The sequence below is a fragment of the Pseudomonas sp. 910_23 genome (genome assembly GCF_052850795.1).
The window spans coordinates 69863-84781 of record NZ_VXCZ01000017.1; the positions used below are offsets into that span (position 1 = coordinate 69863).

At 58.5% G+C, this 14919-nt stretch carries 16 protein-coding genes and 1 pseudogene; 5 read left to right on the forward strand and 12 right to left on the reverse strand.

The genetic code is table 11. The annotated features are described in order from the left end of the window. Positions 1–3: 3 nt before the first annotated feature. The 3 genes from FW800_RS19925 (at position 4) to FW800_RS19935 (ending at position 2789) form a co-directional block, all read left to right on the forward strand. Positions 4–741 carry an NAD-dependent epimerase/dehydratase family protein gene (locus FW800_RS19925; protein ID WP_446438295.1) on the forward strand — a complete coding sequence of 246 codons (738 nt, stop codon included), beginning with the start codon at positions 4–6 and terminating at the stop codon, positions 739–741. Positions 742–750: 9 nt separating this feature from the next. Continuing rightward, a complete protein-coding gene (locus FW800_RS19930; RefSeq protein ID WP_223017839.1) occupies positions 751–2160 on the forward strand; it encodes an MFS transporter in 1410 nt (469 codons plus the stop codon). A gap of 134 nt (positions 2161–2294) precedes the next feature. Further along, positions 2295–2789 carry a hypothetical protein gene (locus FW800_RS19935; protein ID WP_446438296.1) on the forward strand — a complete coding sequence of 165 codons (495 nt, stop codon included), beginning with the start codon at positions 2295–2297 and terminating at the stop codon, positions 2787–2789. 146 nt (positions 2790–2935) lie between these two features. On the opposite strand, the gene FW800_RS19940 is transcribed toward FW800_RS19935, so the two are convergent. The 6 genes and pseudogenes from FW800_RS19940 to FW800_RS19965 all read right to left on the reverse strand — a co-directional run bounded on the left by FW800_RS19940 (position 2936) and on the right by FW800_RS19965 (position 7844). Continuing rightward, a complete protein-coding gene (locus FW800_RS19940; RefSeq protein WP_372804198.1) occupies positions 2936–3505 on the reverse strand; it encodes a methyl-accepting chemotaxis protein in 570 nt (189 codons plus the stop codon). After that, positions 3479–4300 (reverse strand): annotated as a pseudogene (locus FW800_RS19945) (PAS domain-containing protein); the annotation flags it as partial. The gene FW800_RS19940 and the pseudogene FW800_RS19945, both read right to left, overlap by 27 nt. 191 nt (positions 4301–4491) lie before the next feature. Further along, positions 4492–5433, reverse strand: a complete 942-nt coding sequence (locus tag FW800_RS19950; RefSeq protein ID WP_446438297.1) for an aliphatic sulfonate ABC transporter substrate-binding protein — start codon at positions 5431–5433, stop codon at positions 4492–4494. Between the two features lie 62 nt (positions 5434–5495). Further along, on the reverse strand, positions 5496–6005 hold the full coding sequence (locus FW800_RS19955) for a sigma-70 family RNA polymerase sigma factor (RefSeq protein WP_446438298.1): 510 nt from the start codon (positions 6003–6005) through the stop codon (positions 5496–5498). A gap of 108 nt (positions 6006–6113) precedes the next feature. Beyond that, on the reverse strand, positions 6114–6905 hold the full coding sequence (locus FW800_RS19960) for a phosphate/phosphite/phosphonate ABC transporter substrate-binding protein (protein ID WP_446438299.1): 792 nt from the start codon (positions 6903–6905) through the stop codon (positions 6114–6116). A gap of 9 nt (positions 6906–6914) precedes the next feature. Beyond that, positions 6915–7844 (reverse strand): fatty acid desaturase, encoded by a 930-nt coding sequence (locus tag FW800_RS19965; protein ID WP_446438300.1) that lies wholly within the window; start codon positions 7842–7844, stop codon positions 6915–6917. 300 nt (positions 7845–8144) lie between these two features. Here FW800_RS19965 and FW800_RS19970 point away from each other — a divergent pair, with 300 nt between their 5' ends. Next, a complete protein-coding gene (locus tag FW800_RS19970) occupies positions 8145–8558 on the forward strand; it encodes a GNAT family N-acetyltransferase (RefSeq protein ID WP_446438301.1) in 414 nt (137 codons plus the stop codon). A gap of 130 nt (positions 8559–8688) precedes the next feature. Here the strand turns inward: FW800_RS19970 and def are convergent, their stop codons facing one another. The 3 genes from def to FW800_RS19985 form a co-directional block, all read right to left on the reverse strand. Further along, on the reverse strand, positions 8689–9228 hold the full coding sequence (gene def / locus FW800_RS19975) for a peptide deformylase (protein ID WP_005790734.1): 540 nt from the start codon (positions 9226–9228) through the stop codon (positions 8689–8691). Beyond that, complete coding sequence (locus FW800_RS19980) at positions 9225–10181, reverse strand: YihY/virulence factor BrkB family protein (protein WP_078822151.1); 957 nt, start codon at positions 10179–10181, stop codon at positions 9225–9227. The genes def and FW800_RS19980 overlap by 4 nt, the downstream gene beginning before the upstream one ends. A gap of 179 nt (positions 10182–10360) precedes the next feature. Further along, complete coding sequence (locus FW800_RS19985) at positions 10361–10546, reverse strand: CsbD family protein (RefSeq protein ID WP_032879770.1); 186 nt, start codon at positions 10544–10546, stop codon at positions 10361–10363. A gap of 197 nt (positions 10547–10743) precedes the next feature. On the opposite strand from FW800_RS19985, the gene FW800_RS19990 reads away from it, so the two are divergent. Next, positions 10744–11121, forward strand: a complete 378-nt coding sequence (locus FW800_RS19990; RefSeq protein WP_005790741.1) for a hypothetical protein — start codon at positions 10744–10746, stop codon at positions 11119–11121. A 61-nt stretch (positions 11122–11182) separates the two neighbouring features. On the opposite strand, the gene FW800_RS19995 is transcribed toward FW800_RS19990, so the two are convergent. Genes FW800_RS19995 through FW800_RS20005 form a run of 3 tightly spaced genes read right to left on the reverse strand, consistent with a single transcriptional unit; the run spans position 11183 to position 14905 of the window. Continuing rightward, entirely contained in the window at positions 11183–12370 is a 1188-nt protein-coding gene (locus FW800_RS19995; protein WP_446438302.1) for a multidrug effflux MFS transporter, read from the reverse strand. A gap of 10 nt (positions 12371–12380) precedes the next feature. After that, positions 12381–14111, reverse strand: coding sequence for a thiamine pyrophosphate-binding protein (locus tag FW800_RS20000; protein ID WP_446438303.1), 1731 nt, complete (start codon positions 14109–14111; stop codon positions 12381–12383). A 14-nt stretch (positions 14112–14125) separates the two neighbouring features. Beyond that, positions 14126–14905, reverse strand: a complete 780-nt coding sequence (locus tag FW800_RS20005; protein ID WP_148852596.1) for a phytanoyl-CoA dioxygenase family protein — start codon at positions 14903–14905, stop codon at positions 14126–14128. Positions 14906–14919 lie beyond the last annotated feature (14 nt).

Below are 14919 nucleotides of genomic sequence, written 5' to 3' on the forward strand. Positions count from 1 at the left end.
CACGTGAACGGACTCAACGTACTACTCACCGGCGCCTGCGGCAGAATCGGCAAGACATTTTTCCAGGCCTCACAAGACCGCTACCGCTTCACGCTCACTGACCGTATCGCGCCGGATTTCGACCTGGGCGGGCACCGCTTCGTACACGCCGACCTCCGCGATAAATCCAGTCTCGCAACGCTGCTCGAAGGCATCGACGTGATCGTGCACCTGTCGGGCATCCCCCACGCCACTGCCTCGTTCGATGAACTGCTGCCCAACAACATCCTCGCCACCACCTACCTGTTCGAAGCCGCCGTGGCCGCCGGCGTGCTGCGCCTGGTGTTCGCCAGCAGCGCACAAACCATCGAAGGCTACCCGGTGGACCGGCAGATCACCCCTGGTATGCAGGTGATGCCCGCCAATATGTATGGCGTGAGCAAATGCTATGGCGAGGCGTTGTGTGGCTACTACGCAGCCAAGACGCCGCTGTCGACCATCGCCCTGCGCATCGGCGCTTTTGAATTCCCCGAAACCCACGACCTGAACAACGCCCGCGACCTCAGCGCGTGGCTCAGCCCGCGGGATGCCGTGCAACTGCTGCAACGCTCAGTGGAAACCGTCGGCGTGAAGCACCTGATCGCCCACGGCATCTCCAACAACCGCTTCAAGCGTCTGGATTTGAGCGAAACCACACGTGTGCTGGGCTACCAACCGCTGGATGATGCATTCCAGGTATTTGAAATCCCCATCACTTACTGAGTTTTCACCATGCCCGCCCAATCCACCACCGACGGTATCGACCCGCTCCGCGCCGCCCATATCAGCGCGCGCATCGATCGCCTGCCCGCCGTGGCCACCATCTGGCGCCTGGTGGCGCTGCTGTCCATCGGTGGTTTTTTCGAGCTGTATGACCTGTTCCAGACCGCCTATATCAGCCCCGGCCTGATCAGCGACGGCATTTTTAATACCGGCAGCCAGGGCGTGTTTGGCTTCTCGGACCAGGCTGCGTTCGCCTCGGCAACCTTCCTCGGCCTGTTCCTCGGCGCCAGCCTGCTCAGCCCCATCGCCGACCGCTATGGGCGCCGGGCGATCTTCACCTTTGCATTGATCTGGTACACCGTCGCCACAGTGCTGATGGGTATTCAAACCTCCGCCCTGGGCATCATCTGCATGCGCTTTGTGGTGGGCATCGGCCTGGGCATCGAACTGGTGACTATCGATGCCTACCTCTCGGAACTGGTGCCCAAGCGCATGCGCAGTTCGGCGTTTGCCTTTGCGTTTTTCATTCAGTTTCTGTCGGTGCCCGCCGTGGCCTTGATGTCGTGGTGGCTGGTGCCCCAGGCGCCGTTCGGCATCTCCGGCTGGCGCTGGGTGGTGTTGAGCAGCGCGGTGTTTGCGCTGTTTATCTGGCAATTGCGCAAGCGCCTGCCTGAATCGCCGCGTTGGCTGGCACAGAAGGGCCGTTTCGAAGAAGCCGGTGCGATCATGGACAACCTGGAAACACGCTGCCTGAAAGATCACGGCAAGCCCTTGGATGAGCCGCAACCCGAAGCCGTCAGCGTTCAAGGCAGCGGCCGTTTTGCCGATATCTGGCAACCGCCCTACCGTCGCCGCGCCTTGATGCTGATCGTGTTCCATGTGTTCCAGGCCATCGGTTTTTTCGGCTTCGGCAATTGGTTGCCGGCGCTGCTGTCGGGCCAGGGTGTCAGCGTGACCCACAGCTTGATGTACGCCTTTATCATCACCCTCGCCTACCCGCTGGGGCCGTTGCTGTTTGTGAAGGTGGCCAACCGCTTTGAAAACAAATGGCAGATTGTCGGTTCCGCCATGGGCGCGGTGATTTTCGGTAGCCTGTTCGCCCTGCAAACCAGCGCACTGGGGTTGATTTTCTGCGGGGTGATGATCACCTTCTGCAATGCCTGGCTGAGTTTCAGTTATCACTCGTACCAGAGCGAATTGTTCCCCACCAATATCCGCGCACGGGCGGTGGGGTTCTGCTACTCGTTCAGCCGCTTGTCCACGGTGTTCAGCAGTTTGCTGATCGGCTTTATCCTCGAACACCTGGGCACGCCGGGGGTGTTGGCGTTTATCGCCAGCAGCATGCTGATCGTGATGATTACCATCAGCTGGTTCGGGCCGCGTACGCGTAACCTCGCGCTGGAAAATATCGCCCACTGACGGCAATGCTTGGCCGCCAGCGGCAGCATGCTTGCCGCGGCAGCCAAGCCATTCTCAGTAAACCTTGGGGTTTGCACACACGGCACGCTATTTGCTCCAGCTGTGGCACCGACCATTTGCACAGGTGACCGATCATGCTGGTTAACAACAATACCCAAGCCATGTCGACCGTCCAACAGATCAAGCGACCCGACATGGACCCCGCCAACGCCGCCGCCAGCGCGCTATACAGCGGCGCCCTGCAGGCTGCGCAGCAGAGCATCACGGTGCCATCTGCGCACAAGGAACTGGACAAGGCCAGTGATCGCATTGACGAAGCGTTCGCCAAGACCCGTGTGCAACTGCAAGCCACAGCGTCCAGCGACGTGCCGGCATCCAGCGCTGCCGGCTCAGCCCGCAGTGAGTTCACCGATTACATGACCAAGACCCCGGCCGAGCGCATTCGCGATCAATTGCTCAAAGAACGGGGCCTGACCCTGGAGCAACTGAACGCCCTGCCGGTGGAAGAGCAAAACGCCTTTGCCAAGCAAGTGTCCGAGCGGCTTCAGCAGCAGCAACAGCAGCAGGTAGCAGCAAAGACGGTTGACCCACAGGCGCAGACGGTGAAAGAGACCCTGGCTGCTATCTAAGCTGCACAGTAGACCAATGTGGGAAGGGGCTTGCCCCTGATGGCATTGGGTCAGTCACCCAATGCAGTGACTGACACTCCGTCATCGGGGGCAAGCCCCCTCCCACATTTGGATCTCCTTTGACATGGGATCAGCAGAGTTTTCGACTATTGCAGTTGCAGCGTCGAATTGAACTGACTGATTGCATCCACCACATGCCGCGAGCCTTCCTGAATTTCAAGAATCACCTGCCCCGCTTCGTTGGCCAGTTCCACCCCAAGCCCCGTGCGGCTCAAGCTCGACTGCATGCTCGTCACCGCACTCAATGACAGGTCGTGGTTCTTGCGCACCACATCCACTATCTCCACCGTCGCCTGGCTGGTGCGGGCCGCAAGGCTGCGCACTTCATCGGCCACCACCGCGAACCCACGTCCATGCTCACCGGCTCGCGCCGCTTCAATCGCGGCGTTGAGCGCCAGCATATTGGTTTGTTCGGCAATGCTGCGGATGGTCTGCACGATGGCGCCGATGATGTCGGACTGTTTGTTGACCGCATCGATGCTGTGGGCAGCCTGGTTCAAGTCGCTGGAGATGGCCTCGATGATCTGTACCGTTTGCTGCACCACCTGCGAGCCCTTGCGGGCGCAGGCGTCGTTTTGTACGGAGGTGGCGTGGGCCGAATCAGCGGCGGTGCGCAGGGTGGTGACCTGGTCGGTGATGTCGCTGGCAAATTTCACCACTTTGTACAGGCGCCCATTGGTATCGAAGATCGGGTTGTAGGACGCCTCCAGAAACAAGGTCTTGCCGTATTTGTTTTTACGCTCGAAGCGATGGGAGTGGTATTCGCCGCGATTGAGGGAGGCCCAGAATGCCTTGTAGGCCGGCGACTCCACTTCACTGCGATGACAGAACATGCTGTGGTGCTGGCCGATGATTTCCTCCCGTGAGTACTGCACGGTGCGCAGGAAATTGTCGTTGGCATTCAGGATCTGGCCCTGGGGCGTGAACTCGATTACCGCCATGGAACGGCCAATGGCGTCGATCAGGCTCTGGTTTTCGTGTTCATGGTGCACCCGTGCAGAAATATCCGACGCCACTTTGATCACACTTCGCACCTGATGGTCGCTGTCCAGCACCGGCATGTAGCTAGCTTCAAGCCACACTTCCTGGCCACGCTTGTTCAGGCGCATGAAGGTGCCACTGAGCGCCTCGCCCTGCGCCAGGTCACGCCACAACTTGCTGTATTCGTTGGTGTGGGTGTAGGCCTCATCGCAAAAAATGCGGTGATGTTTACCGCGGATCTCATCGACGCTGTAACCCATGCTCTTGCAGAAATTTTCGTTGGCTTCAAGGATCACGCCTGTGCGATCAAACTCGATCATCGCCATGGAACGGCTGATGGCTGCGAGCTTGGCATTGGCTTCGGTGAGGGCACAGGAAAAACGCTGGATTTCTTGCAGGTCGGATTTGTGCTGGCGGTTGAACATGGTCAGATCACCCTTGAGTCCCGGCGCCTGAACGGCGCATTCCATTCTTGTGTTGGTAAACCTTCACGGGGAAATAACCATTCAAAACGCTTTATAGGCCAAGCATCATTAACGGTCCTGGGTGAGCATAGACAGGGGTTGGCGCTATGCAAGGCCACTAATCAGCCAGCATTGCCAACCGGGCGCTGGCGGCGCGCACCCCATGTTCTGAAATGCGCTCAATCGATGAGAGGGGCTTATTCGGGCTTGAAGACAATCTGCTGCACGTCGACCTTTCTAGGGATCAGGCCGTTGGCAAAAAACAGGTCCGCCGTGCGCTGCTGATTGGCGACGTCGATCGCCTGCAACGGACGGATCGGCGCGGGCGAGCGATGCTCGAAGTAGCTTTTGACCACCGCCGGTGGCAGGCCAAGGGTGCCGGCCATCAGCGTGATGCTCTGGTCGGGCTGGTCGAGTGACAGGCGCTGCGCTTTGCCGAGGGTCTGGATAATGGTGGCAATGGCTTGGGGATGTTGCTGGGCGAACGGGCCGTTGACCACAAAGAAGCTGCCGGCCGGGTTGAGGCCCTGACCATCGCCCAGCACGCGAGCGGAGCCGTCGACTACGGCGGCCGAGTAGTACGGGTCCCAGACCACCCAGGCATCGACCTTGCCTTGTTCGAAGGCCGCACGGCCGTCAGAAGGCGACAGGTACACCACGTTCACGTCCTTCCATTGCAAACCGGCGCGCAGCAGGCTCTTGAGGAACAGGTTGTGTGCACTGGAGCCCTTGAGCAACGCCACGCGCTTGCCCTTGAGCTCCGCGACGTTCTGCACGGTGCTGGCCTTGGGCACCAGCACCGCTTCGGTCTTGCCCTCATTGGGCTCGACGGCGAAGTACTGCAAGTCGATGCCTGCCGCCTGGGCAAAGATCGGCGGGATGTCGCCGATATTACCGATGTCCAGACTGCCGGCGTTGAGTGCCTCGATCAACGGCGGGCCGCCGAGGAATTCGGTCCATTGCACCTGGGTGCCGGGCAGCGCAGCTTCGAAGAGCTTGTGCTCACGGGCGAGCACCATACTCACCGAGCTTTTCTGGTAGCCGATGCGCAGGGTGGGAGGTTCGGCGGCGAGCGCAGGCTGGGCGAAGACGGTGAGCGCCAGCAGCGAACCCCCTAGTAGTTTTTTCAGTTTTTTCATGGGTTGCCTCATGGTCGTGATCGTGAGCGGGTTGGCCGTGTGCAGTGAGTCAGGCGTGGCGTTCATTCCAGGTACAACCGCAGGCGGCCGTTAAGGGCGCGGGCCATGTAATCACTGACCGAGCGCTGGGAAACTCCTAGTTCGGCCGCGATCGCGGGGTACGTCAGGCCATTGAGTCGGGACAACAGGAACGTCGCCCTGACCTTGGCCGGCAGGCAGTCGAGCCACTGGTCGACGGCCTGCAGCGCCTCGCACGCCTGGGCCAGGTTTTCGGGGGACGGCACGCTAAAGGCTTCATCGTTATCCAGGGCGTCGAGATAGGCGCGCTCCAGGTCACGTCGCCGCCACAGCTGATACATCAGGCGCTGGGCAATCGTGGTGAGCAAGGCGCGAGGCTGACGGATCGGGGCGACGTCGAGTGCGCTCAGGAGCTGGACAAAGGTGTCGGCGGCGATGTCTTCGGCGTGTGCACGGGAATCGAGTTGACGATACAAGCGGCTGCACAACCAGGCGTAATGGCTGCGGAACAGTGCGCCCACGTAGGCGGGGTGAGAGGTGTCGGCGCCGGACATAGTGGCTCCTGTCGGGTAGGGTGCGCGTTATGTCCGGTGTTCCGGTAGAGCGATCCTAGCAAGGCCTATTATTCTTTAATAATATTTAAAATGCATTTTTATATAGCTTTATTGAATATCCGTATAGCCAAGGCTGGCGGCTTGCCGTTGGTAATCCAACAGCACCTGATAGTCGTCTTCGCTAGCGGGGAGCACGGCTTGCACACCAAGGGTTTGCACAACCTGCGGCAGGTCTTGCAACGCCAGGTTCATCGCTTCGCGGACCTGCTTCAGCTGCACATCGCTCAAGCCCAGCGGGCCGATATAGGGCAAGGTCGGGCTCGGCGCGCTGCGGGTAACCATGCGCAAACCCGCGACCTCTTCGGGCGCGAAACGCGCCAGGTAGTCGTAGGTCACGCTGTCGATGGCAGCAAGGTCCGCGCGATCTTCACGCAGCCAGCGCAGGCTCTCACGGTGGGTACCGCTGACGGCGACGCTGGCGAAGAAACGCCCGTCGCGCTGCAACGGTGCCAGGCAGTGGCGTAGTAGGTTCATGCCACTGTTGGAGTCGTGGCCGTTGATCACCCCGCGGCTGTTGTAGAACTGCGCCAGGATAGTACGTGGGTTGTCAGCGCGGCTCAGCAACAGGCTGCAGTGTTCGCCATTGCTGCTATGGGGCAGCTCGTAGCGGGGGCGACCGACGACGCGAACCTGGCCACGCATTTGGGTCATCAGCGGGTAGCCGCAGGTTTGGGTGACGAGCAATTCTGGCGCCAGCCACAGGCCGGGCAAGTCGAGGTGGTCGGCGTTACGCCGATGCAGGCCCAAGCGTTCAAGGATGCGCGCAAGCCACTGTTGATTGGCTTGCTCGATAGGCTCCGGGGCGACATACATGCGCAACTCGGCATAGCGCTCACTCATGGGCATCTCTCAGGCAAAAGGGTGCCGGGGGCTGTCGATGGCCTTGAGGCCGTGGCGGCTGATCAACTGGCCGTAGCCCTTCACCAGGAACCCACCGCTGCGCGCGAGCCACTGTGCGCGACGGGCGCGATATACCGTAGGTAGCAGGTACCAGGGTAGTTTCGGCAGGTCGTGGTGCACCAGGTGCAGGTTGTTGTTGAGGAACAGCCAGCGCCAGGGCCAGGACGCTTCGTTGAGCACCGTGCGCTGTTCCGGCCGCGGATGCGGGCGATGTTCATAGTAGGAACGGATCGACGCCAAGGACAAGGCCGGCACGCTCACCAGCAGCAGGTAATGCCACACCGGCAAGGCACTGTAATGGGCGATAAAACCCAGCATCAACAGGGTCACGGCGCCGTGGGCCAGCCACATCGGCCAAACCTCTGGCAGGCGTTGCCATTGATCGCGCAGTAAGCGGCTGATGGCCAGGGGTGCCGCCAGCAGCAAGCGACCGAATACGGTCTTGGTCAGCCAATGCACGCTGCGTTGCAAGCGCGAGCTGGCGTCCCACTGCTGTTGGTTAAGGTAGCGGCTTTCCGGGTCGATGCCGGGCAGGGTCAGGTCTTCGTCGTGATGATGCAACAGGTGGCTGTCGCGATACAGGGTATAGGGGTACCAAACGGCAAACGGCGCGTAACCGAGCAGTTTGTTCACCAACGGCAAACGGGTGGGATGGCCGTGCAGCAACTCGTGTTGCAGCGACAGCCAGAGGGTCACCAACGGGATCAGCAACAAGGTGCTGCACCACAGGCCCAGCCAGTGGCTGGCAAGCAACACACCGAACCAGCCGGCATACACGCCGAGCAACAGCAGCCAGGTCGGCCATTCGGTCTTCGCGGTAAAACCTGCAGCCAGGGCTTGAATTTCCCGGCGGTGGCTCAGGTCAAGGTAGTTGGCCATCGGCAGCTCAGAGCAGGTGTTTCCTACTCTGTGCCGCGAGACGCGCCAATCTTGCAGATCCTTTGGTTCTAAGCTTGTAACTCAGTGACCGAACAGGCCAGTCTCGGACTTCTTGGCTTTCTTGTCCGCACGCTTTTCATCGGCGGTCTTTGCCGGTTTTTTCTTCGCGGCTTTCTTTGAATCCATACCTTTGGCCATGATGCATGCTCAACTTAAGGGGATGTAGCACTGGGTATACCACCTATTGCCCGGCAGAAGGCGCTTATAATCCCCAGCCCTGACCCCGCTGGCCCAAAGACCATGCCCGAACTGCACATCGAACCGCTGGCAGAGCCTCTGTGGCCACTGTTGAACAAGTTTTACCGCAGCCACAACTCTTCGATGAAGGCCCTCAAGGGCGGCCGTTTGTGGGTAGCTCGCGACGGCGAGATCGTGGCTGGGTTGTGCTTGAGCCCGGTGGTGGGTGGGCAGTGGCTGACGGGGGTGTTTGTCGATCCGGCCTATCGCGGCCAGGGGTTGGCGGCACGCTTGATTGAGCAGGCGGTAGCCGGAGTGGAGGGTACGGTGTGGCTGCTGTGCCATCCGGATCTGGAGGGGTTGTATCAGCGTATGGGGTTCAGTCAGGACACGCTGCTGCCGCAGTCCCTCAGCGAGCGGTTGGTGCGCTACAAACGGAACAAGCCGATGATTGCGATGGGGTACTCAATCACCTGAATGATGCCGGATAAAAATGTGGGAGGGGGCTTGCTCCCGATGGCGGAGTGTCCGTCGCTGAAATGTCGACCGGTCCACCGCTATCGGGAGCAAGCCCCCTCCCACATTGGGACCTCAGGTAGCCTGGTGTTTATTCGTCAGCTGTCGGATCCAATTCCGGAAACATCACTTCGATAAACCCGAACTTGCTGAAATCAGTGATCCGCGACGGGTACAGCCGACCGATCAAATGGTCGCACTCATGCTGCACCACCCGTGCATGAAAGCCGTCGGCAAAACGCACAATCGGCTCGCCCTTGGGGTCGAAACCTTCGTAGCGGATCTGTTGATAACGGTTCACGGCGCCGCGCAAACCCGGCACCGACAGGCAGCCTTCGAAGCCCTCTTCCAGCACCGGGCTCAGGGGCGTGATAAGCGGGTTGATCAGGATGGTCTGCGGTACAGGCGGCGCCTCCGGGTAACGCTCGCTGGCCTCGAAACCAAAGATCACCAGTTGCAGGTCGACACCAATCTGCGGTGCAGCCAGGCCAACACCGCCAACGTGTTCCATGGTCTGGAACATGTCGTCGATCAGTTGCCACAACTCGGGGCTGTCGAACATTTCCGGTGGCACCGGCGGGGCGATACGCAGCAGGCGCTCGTCGCCCATTTTCAGGATTTCACGGATCATCGCGGCACTTCTTCAGGAGTGGGCTTGGAGTGGTCCCGGCCTAGGCCCGAGACGTGCTGTTTTTCATCGGTGTGACCGGGTTCGTCAAACTCCTTTTCACCTGGGTCCTTGCCTTCGGCCGACATGTGTTCGATCACGGCATTCATCTCCGCACCCAGCAGTAACACGGCGGCGGAAATATAGAAGTACAGGAGCAGGACAATGATCGCGCCGATGCTGCCATACATGGCGTTGTAGTCGGCGAAGGTCTTGACGTAATAACCAAAGCCCAGGGAAGCCACGATCCACACCACCACGGCCAACACCGAGCCTGGGGTAATGAAGCGGAATTTCTGCTCGACGTCCGGCATCACGTAATACATGAGCGCCACGGCGAACATCAGCAGGATCACGATCAATGGCCAGCGCAGGATGGTCCACAGGGTGACGACGAACTCCTGCATGCCGATCTGCCCGGCCAGCCACTCCATGACCTGCGGGCCAAGCACCATCAGCGCAGCGGCGGCCAGCAACATGCCGGCAATGCCGACGGTGTAGAAAATCGACAGGGGGAAGCGCTTCCAGATCGGCCGGCCTTCGACGACGTCATAGGCCGCGTTCATCGCACTCATCATCAGGCGTACGCCCGCAGAGGCGGTCCACAGCGCGATGACGATACCAACCGAAAGCAGGCCGCCCTTGGACTGTTGCAACTGGTCGATGACCGGGTTGACCTGCTCCAGCGCCTGGGGCGGCAACACCAGCTCCGACTGCAGGCGCAGCCAGGTGAAGAAGTCCGGCAGATGCAGGAAACCGATCAGGGCAATCAGGAACAGCAGGAAGGGAAACAAGGAGAACAGCATCTGGTAAGCCAGTGCCGAAGCGTAGGTAGGCATCTCGTCATCGACGAATTCCTTGACGGTGCGTATCAGCACCTTGTGCAGCTTGAGACCATCGAGTACCGGAAAAATCATAGCGTCTCCTTTCGCCGCAAAGAGGTTGAGTTCGTGGGCGACTCAGGGGCCGTTTTCTACATCAAAGTAGCCCATTTGGCGACTTTGAAACAATTTCCAAAATTTAGTTGCAACAGTTCACACAAAAACGGCCATCCGTGGATGGCCGCCATACTGCTGGGCAAACCCAGGAGAACGCCTTATTCGGTGGCTTTTTTCACCGCGTCCTTGGTTTTCCCGACTGCTTGCTGCGCTTCACCTTTTTTCTCTTGGATCACGCCTTCAGCACGCAGCTTGTCGTTGTCTGTGACTTTGCCGACACCCTGCTTGATGTTGCCGACCGCTTCGTTCGCCAAACCTTTTGCCTTATCCGATGTGCTGCTCATGGTATTTCTCCTGGAACAATCGAGGGTTTTGGTCATTACGTAGAGGTTGACCCAGGGCGCTTCGGCAGAGTTTCAATTATTTTCGCGAGGCATTTTATCGCCTGCCGCAGGTTTGGCTTTATGTTTTGCGGCCAACCCACGAGAATGCCCGGCACATTCAGGCTGCAACGCTGAATAACAGATCCCGTAGGAAGGTTATGAAACTCAATAAAGCACAGGCTATCGCCCGCAGAAACCAGGAACTGGGCGGTGCCGTACTCGGCGTCAACAACTGCCATTTCACCGACCTGGACCACAAGCGCAACATCTGGTGGTTCGACCTGCCCGTTGCGCGGATTGCCGTGGGCCAGTACGAGTGGATCCATCTGCTGATGCATAACGCCGAGACGGACCAGTTGTTGCACCTGAAGGTGCCGACTGTGTTTCTGCGCGAAAAGCTGGAAGGGTTGGTGGTACGCAATGCGGGCAAGCGCAAGCCGGAGATAACCCTGGAACTGAGCGCCGACAAGGACTCGTTCCTCAAGGATGTACGCCCGGCGGGTGCCGGCGTGAGCTTTGCCCAGTTCACTCTGTAACCATCGCCCCTAACTGGCGAGAGCGTGACTGCTGTGCCAGCAGTCACGCTCTCGCGCACTTTCAGGCGGTTGCCACTGACCGACCGGCAATACGCTGAGCCAGGGCGATGGCGAACAGGCAAAACAGCGACATGACCAGTATCCCCATCATCAGCCCCATGGCGGTGCTGGTGTGCCCCTCAGAGAAAAAGAACAGCGCCAGTGCCGCGCCCGCCATCTTGATCGCGCCTTGCAGCGCACTCCCGGTACCGGCATGTTTTGCCTGGCCATGCAGACTGATCCCCAACAGCAAGGGTGAGGACAGGCCACAGCCGAGAGCGACCAAAAAGCCATACGCCACCAGCGCCGGGGCCGTGACCAGTTGGAATGCCTGGAGAACCAGCGGAGCGAGCGCCGCCAACACCGTCAGCGCCACCAGGGACGTCATCAGGATGCGCTCAGGCGAGTAACGATTCAAAAACCGCTTGGTCAGGTAAGAACCCAAGACGATACCCGCAGAGTAGCCAACGAACAGCAGGCCGTTTTCCTGGCTCTGCAGATGGAACTGCAATTGATAGATGAATGGGCTCGCGGTGAAGTAGCCGATGGTGATCGCAAACAGTACCGCAGAGACCAGGCTGTAAACCATGAAGTTGAAGTCGCGCAGCAGTACTTTGAAACCCTCAAGCCGTTTGGAAGGCACGCCCTGCAGCGGAGCTGTTTCAACCAGTGTGGCCTTGATAAATACGGCGCCGAGCAGCGTGATCAGGGTCAGTGCGTAGAAATTATATTGCCAAGGAAGTGCAGCAGTTATAAAACCACCCAGCACCGGCGCAAGCGCAGGCGAGACCTGGGACGCCATGGAGAACACCGTCAGCGATTTGGACAACTCGGTTTTATCTTTGAACGTATCGCTCAATATTGCCCGGCTTATCACGGGGCAACCGCCAGCACCGATGCCTGTTAACAAACGAAACAGATAGAGCGCCTGAATACTGTCCGCCGTCGACGTCAGGTAATTGCCCAAGGCGCCGAGGGCAAGGGAGACCATAATCACCGGTACCCGCCCTTTTCTATCGGAGATCGGCCCATACACCAACTGGGACAGTGCAAAGCCTGCCAGATAGAAGACCACCAGGTTTTGGGACTGCGCGTCAGTTACCGAAAATACCCGTGCAATCTCCGGCAAGGCGGGGTTGTACAAGTCAATGGAAAACAACCCCAATACCAGGATCAGGCAGGAGTTGGTGATCACCATTCTAGAATTCACGACAGGCTCCTTAGAGTAATGGATGGTCTTTCAAGCGTGTGCCGTATTCGCTATTGGGCGTGGTATGTCGCCCGTCGCATTTGATTTCAATCAGATGAGGTGCAGCGGTGCTCATGATGCTTTCAATACAATCTTGCAAGGCCTCTGGGGAGTCCACGCACGTCGCGCTCACGCCCAGGCTCTGGGCAAACAGGCACCAGTTGTAATCGGGAATTTGCGTCAGCGCGGGTAAGTTGTCTTTGTTATTGAAGTAACTTGCCGAATAGGACCGGTTATTGAAAACGACGAAGACGATATTCAACCCATGTTTCGCGGCGGTCGATAGCTCAAGGCCCTGCATCAGCATGCAGCCATCACCGGTAATCACCATGGTTTTGCCATCGGGGCGGGCGAAACTTGCACCGATGCCTGCCGGGATACTCCAGCCCATCGGGCCTAATGTGGTTGCCGATAAATAGGCCGCCGCTCCCCGCGCGGTCCAGTAGTGGCCGAAGAAGGATCGATGGGAGCCCGAATCGACACACACCACGCCATCACTGGGGAAAAACGCTTGCAGCACCGGGATATAGGCGGCGGGATGGTCGGCAAGATTGCCCGTAGCTTTGGCATCGACCGGGTAATGCAGCGGCACCCGTTGAAGATCATTCGACCATCTGGAGCGACTCTCCTGGCTGGCCTCCAACTCTTGTGCGTGAACCTCGCTGACCAGCCTCAGGAAACCCTCCCCCGTCGCCACCACACCGTGATCAATATCAAGATACCGTCCCAGATAATCTGGGTTCTCATCCACCTGGATCGCGCCAAATTGAGGCCTTAGCTCATGGGACCAGAGCATGGTGCTCCATTGAGTGGTATCGAGCCCAAGGAGAATCACACCGTCCACACCGCCCTTGAACGCCTCGATAGCGCGCTTGTTTCCCGAATAACCGTAAACGCCCAAAGCGTTGGGATGGTCCTCCGGGAACAGCCCTTTGGCGCTCAAGGTGGTCGCGACCGGAATCGAAAAGCGCTCGGAAAATGCCAGGAGCGCAGCGCCAACCTTTGAGTTTTTGCAACGTAGCCCCGCGAGAATGACGAGATTGGTCGAGCGCTTGAACACGGCCTTGATCGCCGCGCTTTTGATCTTTTCAACGGCAAGCGCTTGGTTGCTCCACGACTCCAGTACGTTGGCGGCGATATCGGCGCGGCTCGTGGATTTCTCGTACAGTGCTTCCTTGCTGACGGCCAAGTAGGTCGGGCCTTTTTCCAGGCCTTTCAACAACCGCACCGATTCGCGCAAAAACGCCGACAAGGGTTGCCCTGCCTTGACCTCGAGGGCACTGCGGGTGATGGGTTTGAATACATCACACAGATTCACGCCGGTTTGGCTCCCGTCCTGCAGCACGTTTTGCATTTCCAGCGATGACGCAATCTGGCCCGACAAGAGCAAGACCGACTGGTGGTCCGTGTAAGCGGAAGCGATCCCGGTCAGCGCGTTGGTAACACCCGGCCCGCCTATCACCAGGCACACCCCGAATGTTTCACTGGCACGCGCATAGCCTTCGGCCATATAGGACGCGCCTGTTTCACACGCTGTAACCACCGGTTCAATGTCAAGCGTTGTAGAGCCATCACTGGGATAACAACGCATAAACGCATTGATCAACTTGCCAGGCACCATGAAGAAGTGCGTAACCCCCAAAGACTGAAGTTGGCGAAGAATGTAATGTGCACCGGTTTCGCCAGTACTTTGCAATTCCATTGCAAATCCCCTGTTCAGATCTCGATAAATGTGATGTTCTCGCCCTTCATCTTCAACACGGCATCTTGTGAAAAAGAAGAGGGGTAGCGCACATTGGGCATATCGGCAAAATATGGCTTGGGGCTGTTGGGCAAATAGTCCGAAACATGCAGGCTGCGCTCAGCCCGGGCACGCAGGTAGGTAATGTAGGATGCGTTATGTTTGGTCGAAGCAGAAACAGTCCATTGAATGGCCAGCTTTGTTTCCACAGGCGTCTGATCCGGCGCACTGCTGCGATGAGTTACTCGATTATCCCAAATAACCAGATCGCCGGCCTTACTCATGATCGTGCGCTCGAATTTTACCGGTTCGGCGAGCCTGATCTTGACTTCATCTTTACTGAGCTTGTGCGATCCCGGCAGTAAGGTGATGCCGCCGCCCGACACAGGATCATTATCTTGAAGATAATAAGCACACTGTAAGAATTCGGGAAATGCGCTAGGCGAAATCACTTCGTCGGGAAGAAAGTACGCATCATTGTGCCATGGTATATAAACGCTCTCGCGCACCGTAAAATTCGGTAACAGCGAAAAATCCGACTGAAAAATATCCTTTATCGCCTGAATAGCACCAGGATGGAGCAGTGCATTGACCATATCACTAAATTGCAGAAACGCCGTTGGCAACAGCGTGCTCTGCTCGGTCTCTGCCAAACTATGGACATACGTTTTACGCAACTTTTCCACCTGCTCGCTGCAGAGTACTCCTGGAATAACGACGTATCCATCCCGCTCAAGCTTTTCTCGAAAATTCATGATCTATAATCCGT

What these genes read in the sequence shown, in the direction of transcription:
- FW800_RS20000 (WP_446438303.1), bottom strand. Translation starts at nt 14,111, where the DNA reads ATGGAATTGCAAAGTACTGGCGAAACCGGTGCACATTACATTCTTCGC.
- FW800_RS19965 (WP_446438300.1), bottom strand. Translation starts at nt 7,844, where the DNA reads ATGGCCAACTACCTTGACCTGAGCCACCGCCGGGAAATTCAAGCCCTG.
- FW800_RS19985 (WP_032879770.1), bottom strand. Translation starts at nt 10,546, where the DNA reads ATGAGCAGCACATCGGATAAGGCAAAAGGTTTGGCGAACGAAGCGGTC.
- FW800_RS19955 (WP_446438298.1), bottom strand. Translation starts at nt 6,005, where the DNA reads ATGTCCGGCGCCGACACCTCTCACCCCGCCTACGTGGGCGCACTGTTC.
- FW800_RS20005 (WP_148852596.1), bottom strand. Translation starts at nt 14,905, where the DNA reads ATGAATTTTCGAGAAAAGCTTGAGCGGGATGGATACGTCGTTATTCCA.
- FW800_RS19980 (WP_078822151.1), bottom strand. Translation starts at nt 10,181, where the DNA reads ATGATTTTTCCGGTACTCGATGGTCTCAAGCTGCACAAGGTGCTGATA.
- FW800_RS19950 (WP_446438297.1), bottom strand. Translation starts at nt 5,433, where the DNA reads ATGAAAAAACTGAAAAAACTACTAGGGGGTTCGCTGCTGGCGCTCACC.
- FW800_RS19935 (WP_446438296.1), top strand. Translation starts at nt 2,295, where the DNA reads ATGCTGGTTAACAACAATACCCAAGCCATGTCGACCGTCCAACAGATC.
- FW800_RS19970 (WP_446438301.1), top strand. Translation starts at nt 8,145, where the DNA reads ATGCCCGAACTGCACATCGAACCGCTGGCAGAGCCTCTGTGGCCACTG.
- FW800_RS19930 (WP_223017839.1), top strand. Translation starts at nt 751, where the DNA reads ATGCCCGCCCAATCCACCACCGACGGTATCGACCCGCTCCGCGCCGCC.
- FW800_RS19990 (WP_005790741.1), top strand. Translation starts at nt 10,744, where the DNA reads ATGAAACTCAATAAAGCACAGGCTATCGCCCGCAGAAACCAGGAACTG.
- def (WP_005790734.1), bottom strand. Translation starts at nt 9,228, where the DNA reads ATGATCCGTGAAATCCTGAAAATGGGCGACGAGCGCCTGCTGCGTATC.
- FW800_RS19960 (WP_446438299.1), bottom strand. Translation starts at nt 6,905, where the DNA reads ATGAGTGAGCGCTATGCCGAGTTGCGCATGTATGTCGCCCCGGAGCCT.